The 9,761-nt window shown below is 27.8% G+C and carries 9 protein-coding genes and 1 pseudogene; 1 reads left to right on the plus strand and 9 read right to left on the minus strand.

Translation table 11 applies throughout. From position 1 onward, the window contains the following. Window positions 1-592: 592 nt before the first annotated feature. From NiCM35_RS20630 to NiCM35_RS20640, 3 genes are read right to left on the minus strand one after another with little or no spacing between them, the layout of a single operon-like run. On the minus strand, window positions 593-766 hold the full coding sequence (locus tag NiCM35_RS20630; RefSeq protein WP_193224693.1) for a hypothetical protein: 174 nt from the start codon (window positions 764-766) through the stop codon (window positions 593-595). A 40-nt stretch (window positions 767-806) separates the two neighbouring features. Next, the gene (locus NiCM35_RS20635) at window positions 807-932 is read right to left on the minus strand and encodes a hypothetical protein (RefSeq protein WP_264298280.1); all 126 of its coding nucleotides are present in this window, start codon (window positions 930-932) and stop codon (window positions 807-809) included. A gap of 12 nt (window positions 933-944) precedes the next feature. After that, the gene (locus NiCM35_RS20640) at window positions 945-1,208 is read right to left on the minus strand and encodes a hypothetical protein (RefSeq protein ID WP_226793873.1); all 264 of its coding nucleotides are present in this window, start codon (window positions 1,206-1,208) and stop codon (window positions 945-947) included. A 285-nt stretch (window positions 1,209-1,493) separates the two neighbouring features. On the opposite strand from NiCM35_RS20640, the pseudogene NiCM35_RS20645 reads away from it, so the two are divergent. After that, window positions 1,494-1,886, plus strand: a pseudogene (locus tag NiCM35_RS20645) (ATP-binding protein); the annotation flags it as partial. A gap of 717 nt (window positions 1,887-2,603) precedes the next feature. Here NiCM35_RS20645 and NiCM35_RS20650 read toward each other — a convergent pair. From NiCM35_RS20650 to NiCM35_RS20675, 6 genes are read right to left on the minus strand one after another with little or no spacing between them, the layout of a single operon-like run. After that, window positions 2,604-4,259: an ABC transporter ATP-binding protein gene (locus NiCM35_RS20650; RefSeq protein ID WP_152116567.1), complete on the minus strand. Its 1,656-nt coding sequence runs from the start codon at window positions 4,257-4,259 to the stop codon at window positions 2,604-2,606. Then, window positions 4,252-5,952 carry an ABC transporter ATP-binding protein gene (locus tag NiCM35_RS20655; RefSeq protein ID WP_152116566.1) on the minus strand — a complete coding sequence of 567 codons (1,701 nt, stop codon included), beginning with the start codon at window positions 5,950-5,952 and terminating at the stop codon, window positions 4,252-4,254. The genes NiCM35_RS20650 and NiCM35_RS20655 overlap by 8 nt, the downstream gene beginning before the upstream one ends. Before the next feature lie 11 nt (window positions 5,953-5,963). After that, complete coding sequence (locus tag NiCM35_RS20660) at window positions 5,964-6,956, minus strand: hypothetical protein (RefSeq protein ID WP_152116565.1); 993 nt, start codon at window positions 6,954-6,956, stop codon at window positions 5,964-5,966. Next, window positions 6,957-7,544, minus strand: a complete 588-nt coding sequence (locus NiCM35_RS20665; RefSeq protein WP_152116564.1) for a UCP032817 domain-containing protein — start codon at window positions 7,542-7,544, stop codon at window positions 6,957-6,959. It lies immediately after the preceding gene. 1 nt (window position 7,545) lies between these two features. After that, window positions 7,546-9,453, minus strand: a complete 1,908-nt coding sequence (locus NiCM35_RS20670; RefSeq protein WP_152116563.1) for a glycosyltransferase family protein — start codon at window positions 9,451-9,453, stop codon at window positions 7,546-7,548. Further along, window positions 9,450-9,701, minus strand: a complete 252-nt coding sequence (locus tag NiCM35_RS20675; RefSeq protein WP_152116569.1) for an acyl carrier protein — start codon at window positions 9,699-9,701, stop codon at window positions 9,450-9,452. The genes NiCM35_RS20670 and NiCM35_RS20675 overlap by 4 nt, the downstream gene beginning before the upstream one ends. Window positions 9,702-9,761 lie beyond the last annotated feature (60 nt).

The following is a 9,761-nucleotide window of genomic DNA, read 5'->3' on the forward strand; positions in this document are numbered from 1 at the left end:
TCAGGCTGCGCGTTTATAAATATAACTACTATCCCTACTATTTTTCTCTTTATATTTTTTTCTTGTTCCCTTTTTATAACTAAACGCAATTAAAAATTTCTACCCGACTTTTTTGAAATAACTTTAAATTTTTCTTTCAGTCTTCTATTTGATAACCTATGAGATATTTTTTGATAACGGCAGTTCTTTTATATTTGACCATAAAACTTCAATTGTTTTTTTTCCATTAGCAGCATTAAAGGTGATTTTATTTATATAAGTGAGTTTAACTAGATGCTTCTCAGTATAAAAGGTAGATGTTTTGTAAACAAGAGAGTGTTTATTATTTTTAGATTTTTTTATTAGCAAAATTATCATCCTTTATTTTTTTCTTAATTTTATTAAGAAAAGTGAGGTTGAAATGATAATTTTGACAATGAATTTTTCATTTGCTTTTTCTCCAATTGTATAGAGATAATAAATACGTTTTTTTTTGAACATAAAAACAAGAACCTTCCTACGATATATTGTAGGAAGGATTATTTAAAGTGGTTAATTTTGTATCAATATAATTATTCTTATCTTCGAATCTGATAATAAAGTTGTTCGATTCTTAATTAACTAAATTTGGACTGCGAATACGGCTCGGAACAATGATAGTATGGTAATAATCTGCAAATTCACGATAGGCTTCATTCAGAATAGGCTCTTCTCGATGTGCTTTCGTAACACCTGTTTTTAAATTATCGGGAACCAGTGTTTCAGGAACTCCCTCAAAATACTCCAATGCATGGATGTAACAGTAAGCAAATTAGCTGACTTCATATCTAAAAATGCCTCAACATAGCGAATTGACTATAAGGCAAGGTCGCAATAAAAACATATGCTGGAATCATTTCTCCTGTTGAACGCTCTATCATTTGTAGCGTATATCCAGCCCAATCTACCTCCATGACTTCACCTGGCTATCTTCGAATAGGCATTGTTAACTTATATTTCTTCGCATATTTTCCATAGTTTTCACAAAAAGTAAGATAGGCATATGGAATTTTTCCACCATCACGTGCTTCTGTCGCATACTCATGATGCAATAAAGTCAAGGTGACATTCTTTTTTTGTAACTCCTTATTAACCTTTTCCCAATCAACTGGAAAGTATCCTTTCTCCATAGCTTGTTTCTCTGGAAAAAGAAAAGCTTCTAACCATGGATTAGTCATTGTATCGTTCAAACTTTCCACACCGAGTTTCTTGGCACGTTGAACGACATCAGAAACGGTATTCCTTGAATGTCCAGTACTAGAACTAATGGTCCTCTGACTGATTCCTTTAAAATGAAGTTACAGAATCTTACGACAATTAACCTTAATAAAAACCTCCCGTATATTAGTGTCATGCTTAATTGCATGCAACATAATTATACAAGAGGCTTTCGTGATTCTAATTATAATGGCTCTCCATTCCGCAATGACTGGCTCAAAGCTCCGCATAAGTGGCTCATTTCATCTGCAATAATCACTGGTTCAGGTAAATCTTATTTACCTAGTGCATTCGGAGTATCTGCTTGTCGTCAATTCTATAAAATTAAATACATCCGTTTGCCAGAGTTACTAGATGAACTGTCACTAGCAAAATTAGTTGCGGACGGAAGTTATCGTAAATTAATCAAAAAATACACGAAGGTCGATTTACTTATTTTGGATGGATGGTTACTGACAGATTTATCAACGGATGAAGCAGCAATCTTACTAGAAATCGCAGAATCTCGCCATAAAGTAGCTTCAACTATCTTCTGTTCGCAAATTGATCCTAGAGGATGCATATGAGATTAGGGAATGAAACGATAGCAGAAGCTATTTTAGATCGAATTATCCATGCGTGAGCGCCATGGACTAGGTAGAGCACTCTAATATGGCAGTAATGACTAAAAAAGAACTACGGAAGTTAGAGGAATACTTCTACTATGTCGGATACAAAAACTGGTACCCATTTCCCCAGGAACTAAAAGCAGTTGGATATCTATGGAAAGGAACCTTTTCCACAGGAATGGAATGAACAGGACATATTTGAGGGGCAAAAAAATGATTAGAGAGTATTTTAAAAATAATTCTAATTAGCAACAGTCAGTAAAAGAAAAGCCCTACAGTTTATTAAGCTAGTAATCTGTAGGGTTTTTCTATGCTTGGTAAACGAATTGGCATTGTGTGGTACATTTATTGGTGAAGACTGGTAAAAAACATGGCAAGGGTGGTAAAATCACCCGGCTGTAATCAATTTTAGATTGAGGCAATTGTTCATCATCCCCATACTTCTTAGCTGTTCTCCAGTTAATACCAAGTATTTTTTGGATCTTAGATATAGATAAACCCTTGTTGTTTCTCAAGTTTTTGATACAATGAAGCTAGTATCCTTTCATATTCCTCCACTCTGTAAATGATTCGACACCATTACAGTAGAGGGATTTGGGGTGACAGGAAAGTCTTATTTTATGCACTTATAAAATAAAGTGCAGGACCCTGCATTGCAAAAGCTCTGCACTTTTATTTTGCAATAAACAATTATTTTTAATTACTTCTTCCAGCTAATTTTATTTCCTTTCATTTTATATTATTTTGTATTTAAGTAGATTAATTTAAAATAATTTTTTTATCCTGATGTGAAATATCCTCAATTCTGTGTGTTATTAGTATTGTTATTTTATTCAATCTTAAATTTCTAATTTGATTTATAATATGTCTCTCAGAAGTAAAATCGATAGCTGATGTTGCTTCATCCAGTATTAATACATCTGTATTTCTTATTAATGCTCTGGCTATTGCTATCTTTTGTTTTTGTCCACCCGAAAGATTTGAGCCGCGGCTCTTAATTATTGTATTAATTCCTTCTGACATATTAACTATATCTTCATAAAAGTCTACAGCTTTTAAAACTTCAATAATACTATCATCTTTAACATCTGCATTTTCACCCATTAATATATTATCTTTAATGGTTGCCGTATAAATTATGGGATGTTGGAAGACAACACTTATTTTTTTTATTATTAGCTTCTGTGATATGGTTTGCAAATCAATTTCATTTAAGAAAATTTGCCCATGTTTGGGCTGGATAAATTTGCACATTAGATTAATTAATGTTGTTTTACCAGAGCCGCTACGGCCAATAAGATAATACAGATTTTTTCCACTTTTAATATTAAATGTAATTCCTTCAATCACTTTATGAGTTTGATTTTCATAACTATAAACAATATTATTAAATTCAATGGATTTTATAGAAAATGATTCTTTGTTTTTTAAATCTTCAAATTCTTGAGAGTTTTTCACTTCTAATTTCGAATAAATTTTAGCTACATTTTCAACAATTCCAAGTTTGGACTTGAGCTGTAAAAAATATTTAAAAGTGTTTTGATATGATTCATTCAGCTCTAATATAAGTTGATATAAAATAACAATACCACCTATTGTAATTTTATTTTCAAAAGCCAAATATCCACCAAACATTACTATAATAAATATCATTATTAGAGATATACTTTCTTGAATACCTATCTGTTTTGCTATTATACTACCTTCTTTAAATGAAATACGCATATAATCTTTATAGTAATTTTGGAATTTTTTGTTTACCCATTCTTTATTATTCATTATGATTATTTCTTTAAGAGAATAAATAGAATCCTTCAAAAAAACATTTAATTTTTTCTTTTCCTTAAATACAGTAGAGAATATTTTTTTTCTTTTAGCAGAAAAACTTTTATTTAAAAAAGCACTATATACAGCAAAGAAGAATATAAAAATAAATAAATAAATATTTATACTCAGGACAAAAATGCTAATCATTAATGCCGTAACAATGGACTTGAAGAAATCGGGAATATCACCTGAAACCCAATTAACTACTAATGTGACTTCGTCATTCAAAAAATGAATATATTCTCCTGAATGTTTACTAGTAAAATCCATGCTAATTTCATTATCGTCGCAAAAATTCTTAAAATATTTTTCAATTACACTACTCTTAATTAAACTACTTGTTTTAGATTGTAACCATGGGTTTATCACGCTTAGAATTGCATGAAAAACATAAAAAATGCCTAATAGTAAAAGGATAGCAATTGAATGATTGAGGTTATCATTCAGAATATGATCAATTATAAGTTTTTGAAATTGCATTGATAGAATTAAGATAGAGACTTCAATAAGGATAAAGAAAAGCAGTAAAAAGAAATAGAATCTCCCTTTTTTACTATTGAGTAATAAAACTCGTAAATAACTAATCATGTACTTCACCTACTAATGATCTTAATTCTATAATTTTTTTTTCCTTTATTTCGAACACTCTATCGAATTGAACTTTAGGTAATTTATCGTGAGAAACAACTAATATTGTTTTTCCTTCAAATTCCTTAAATATTGTTTTAAATATTTTATCTGTATTCACCTTATCTAAAGACGAAGTAGGTTCATCTAACAAAATTATTTTTGGATTTTTCAATAGATTCCTAGCTATAGATAGGCGCTGGCGTTGTCCTCCAGATAAAAACTTTCCTCCATCACCAATTACAAAATGGTAATTTTTCTCTTTTTGCATAATTTCATTATGTAATTCGGCTTTTCTAGCAGCTAATTTTACGCTATCTAAATTGTTTTCCTTATTGGTACCTATAACAATATTCTCAATAAAAGACTCATTAAATAGAAGAACATCTTGAGACATAAATGTAATGTTTTCTCTTAAATTATTCCAGGAAATTTCGTCAATATTATAATTTCCAACCTTAATTATGCCTTTATTAATTGGGTATAATCCTGCAATAATCTTCAATAAAGTGGATTTTCCTGTTCCACTTTTCCCTACTATTAATATTTTTTCTCCGGATTCTATATTCAAATGAATTTCCTTAAGAACTTCTTTATTACTGTATGAAAAATTCAAATCACTAATTAAAATACTGCCAGATGTTACATCCTTATCCCCATATTTATCACGTTTAATTGGTACACTTTTCTTCATCATTACATAAAGCTCATCTACCTGTCTCATTAACAATATTACTTCATTCCAAATAGTAATTATTCTAGTAATTCTCCACATTGAACTAAAATATATAAGAAGGAATGAGACAAACTCACCTGGTGTTAAAGATTCATTTCTAACTAAGTAGATACCAATAGCTAATATAAAAATTGATCCAATTCTGAATATAGTTCTTCTTATACTACTTCTTAAGAATCCGTAAAAATATCTCTTTTCATTCCACTTATTATTTACTTCTAATTCATTTAATAGAAATTTTTGTATCCATCCGAATCCACCATACATTTTAATATTACTAATAGATGAAACAGTTTCTTCTAATGCATTTATGTAACTACCTTCTGAGGATGAAAAGTTCTTTGAAGATATATCTGCTTTAATTTCAATAGAAGGACCAATTATTAAATATAGTAAAAGAAATGGAAGTGTACATAATGTTAAAATCCAATTAGTATAAAGCATTAAAGTAATAGCTATTAAAGAAAAAATTGAAGTTTGAACTATTGTCGGAAAATAATAACGATAAACTTTTTGAATATAATTAATATCATTAATACATTTTTTATAAAGATCGCCACTTTTCATATTATCAAGTTCTTTAAAATTTAAAGAACTTAAATAGCTTAAGAAGTCACTTCGAAGATCTTTTATAGCTAATTCTTGAATTTGACGTTTATATATTTCTGTTTTACATTTTGAAACCAATGAAACTATTGAAAAAACCACAAATGCACATCCAAAATAAACAAAAGAAGCCTTTCTTTGTGAAGGTATAATATGATCTATTAAATATTGAATTGACTTTGGTATAATAAGTTCAATTGATAAAGAAAATAGCCCAAGCAAAATAAATAAGATTACCTTATTCTTGTACGGTCTTAAATACTCAAGTATCCAAAATAATACTTTAATATTTCTGAAAAAGTTTTTATTCATTTCCAATTCCTTCAATCCATAAGTTTATAGAAGTTTAATTTTGCCAAGGTGCTTATACTATCTCTAAGATTTTTTTCATCTATTTGAGGATTAATTAAGTGGCTTTTTCGACCTTTAAACTCTATATAATTATTCAATATGTTAATTTTATTTTTTAAACTTAGACTTTGGGGATTCTTATAGTCTAATAAGGGACTTAAAGATATAAAATTTAACTTTTCTTTATTTATATAGTTATTATTAGGATTCAAATTAAACCTATAATGTCTTTTTGTATTAAAAATACTTTTTTTCAAATTTCTTCGATGTTCATAGTTTTCAATTTTATTTCTTTCTATAGTAAATAGCTCTGGTAACCTTTTAAACATTACTGTATTATCATATTTTTTTATAGCAGTAAATCTACTCGAAAGAATACATATTTCCCCAGAAAGGTGATACTCCAATAAATTTTTCTTAATTTTATTGTTTACTTTGCCTAATAACAATATATTTTCATTTAGTTTATTTTTAAAAGCCAAAGAACTTATTAAATACCAATGATTAGCGAGTTCTTTACTATATAGAATATGTTCTTTGATATACATCCTAGAAAAAGGAAAAATAAAATCGTAGGGTCCTATAATAAAAAGTTCATTTGTCCTATTATCTTCATGGAATATAATTAAAGTTTTCGAATCAATATAGATTTTTTTTTTATTTATTTCAATAATAGAAAAATCCAAACTATTAATTTTTTTACTACCTTTTCTTTTACCATCCTTCTCTAACAATTTGATTAAATTAATTAATTCAAAATCATTTTTATATAATATATGACATTTAAACCTATTTTCATTAAGTGTATTGTTATAACTTATGTTATAAACATAGTTAAAATAATGCGAGAAATGCATAAATAAATTCGGTAAATTGGTTTGTACTTCAATATTATTATCTACAAAAAAGACTCTTTTTGGTCCATAATATAATTGAGTTAGATTCAAAATATTTATAGAATTCATTTAGTTTATGCTCATTTCACTATTCGAATCTTTTAACTTTTCAATTAATAATTTTGATATTTCTGTTAAATGGTATTTCTGATCCCCTTTTAAATTTGTATTTTTAATTTCTAAAATTAAGTTATAACTTGAAGCTTTTATTTGTGATTCACTAAGTTTTTGTAACATAAATCCGTTCCAAGATTTCCAACCTATTTGATTTGGTTTAAAAAGAAATAGATACAACCAGTCAAACCAATAGCGACCTATTATATTAACAGTCGAATGTAAATTTGGATTATGATGAATAAAATCTCCTTTAAGTTTATGACAAAATTCGTTATAATTTTTAGTAAATAGAATCGATTCGTGCCATAAATTATCTATTGATGGACTATACATTTCAAGACTTGGTACTAATGCTTTTAGTAAAAGAAATCTCTTTAATTCTAATATTTGTTGATTAATTAAACATATATTTTGTTTTTCCTTTTTTAAATACAAAATCCGTTGAGATAATTTAGTAAATAATTCATCTTCAAAAATACCGTTCAAGTATTCATTAGTCCTTTTTGATATTCTGTCTCTATTAAACCCAATATCCATCATTTTATTTCCTCCCCATATCTATATCTCTAGTTAAAAATCCATGACTTTCTAGAAAATCTATCGATTTGCCGTAATCTTTAGTTAAATCTGGATAATCTTGTAATAGTCTTTCAATGTTATCTTTTAAGTCTTCATCTATTAATATATATTTACTGTTTAAAGGAGTTTGTGCAGTAATTAAATAATAAAATGTCTTTTTATGCTTTTTTATTTTTATTTCTTTATCCTTTATACTACTAAATAAGTATTTTAGATCGATATTAGTACTTAAAATTACTGGTTTAGAGCAAATTCGTATAACGGTATTTTCAATTGAAAAATTAATTCTTCTATTTGAATAAGAGGATATTTGTCTCTTAAAACTCTTCAACGCTATAATTTTACTATATTCTATTTTTAAAAGCTCAGATGCAATTGGGTCTTTTATCCTTTTTATTATTTTACAAATTCTATTGTAACCACTTTTTATAACATTGGAATATTCAGAATGGTAATCACTTATTAATAAATAATCAAATGTTTCGTATTTATCTAAAATATAGGAGATCGTATAAGGAAAATACGAACAAATGATTACTATATTTTCAAATAATATATTTCTATTATTAATTTTAGAAACATTCTGTCCTAAATATTCAATATTTCTAATATAATCATCTATAGAATTATTTAAATTAAAATCAAAATTATTATCATTCGTAAAATTTGGAGGGTTATCTATAAATTTTTCAATTGCCTTATATAAGTTTTGGGAGAAGTTATTGTCCTTAATTAATAGATAATTATTTTCGCTGTACTTCTCCCTATCTTGTAACTTAAGAAAAAATTCCTCTGAAATTAATGCCAACTTACCCGCACTCATTGCTTCATAAAATGTGATTGGTGTATGAATTGATACCTTGAAATTCCTTTCTAACAAGGAAATTAGATCACAGTCATTAAGAAATTGGTTAATTTCCCAAGGTTTAAACGGGGAAACATTTGCTAAATAACCTTTACTCTCCATAAAATTCAGTAATTTCTTTGTTTCATCGTCAATATCATCATTATAAGTAAAGCTAGCCTTTAAACAAACATTCTTACCATTTTTATTTAAGTCAATAATGACATTTGATAATTCCCTTAATGATTTATAATTGTTTAATTTTCCGAAAATCCCAATAGTTAGCGATTTGTTTTTTAATATATATCTATTTTCTTTTTTCCTTTCCTTCTCATAAAGCATTATTGGTGGCGGAGTTAAAGTTAACTTTTGCAAGGGAATACTTAAGCTTAAAAATTTAGAAAAATTTTCCCAGGATGTACCTACTAAGTCTGCGTTTTGAAATATATATTCATAGCGGATTGCTAGTTCTGGAGAAGTTGTTAATCTTTCCAAATCACTCCCTGCACTATATTGATAAATAGGTACTCCAGTTAAATTACTTACTTCGCTAGCAGCTGCACCATAAGGTTCTAAGTATCCACTTAATATAACTGAACTTTTATACTTATCAATTACATAAAGAGAGAGCCCAACTAATTTGGATTGAGACATTTTGTCTTCAGGAAAATGTTTATGCCTCGTATGGTCATAGGATTCAGTATAATAAAACTTTAGAAAGCCACCAGATATTGGGTTTTTATAATCGAGCAATTCTAAATCAGATATACTATAATTGACTGCACGAGGATTCCCGATTTCTTCATTAGTATTTGTAACCACTCTCACCTTATATCCTCTATTTGCTAACTCTCTAATCCGCCAATACTCCTGAGTGGATACTCCCCCAATAGTGGGAGGAACTTTTGTTATAAACAAAAGTTCTTTATTCCATTCTCTAATTACTGGTTTTTTAGGTTGTATCAAATTGTAATGCGTTAATAGGATTTTTTTAAATGAATTAAAATTGTATCTAATAATATTCATAGCTTTTTCACTCTTTCATAACCAAGTATATCGATTATCTCTCGTATATCTGAAATTCTTCTAATATTTTCGAATCCCTCACTAGATAAATTTACTCCGAGAATTTCTTCGATTTCACATAATAAACCTAATCTAGCTAAACTATCTAAGCCTAATAATTCAAAATCATCAATATTTATAGCTTGACTTATGGGGAGATTTGAATAAAATTCTATAACTGAAATAAGTTTATTTTTATCTATTTTAATTCACTCCACTAACAATTTTATTTTACTTTTATTTAGTTTGCCATTTTCCATCCTTGGTAA

This window comes from Niallia sp. M35 (genome assembly GCF_050971705.1).
Lineage (GTDB): Bacteria > Bacillota > Bacilli > Bacillales > Cytobacillaceae > Niallia > Niallia circulans_A.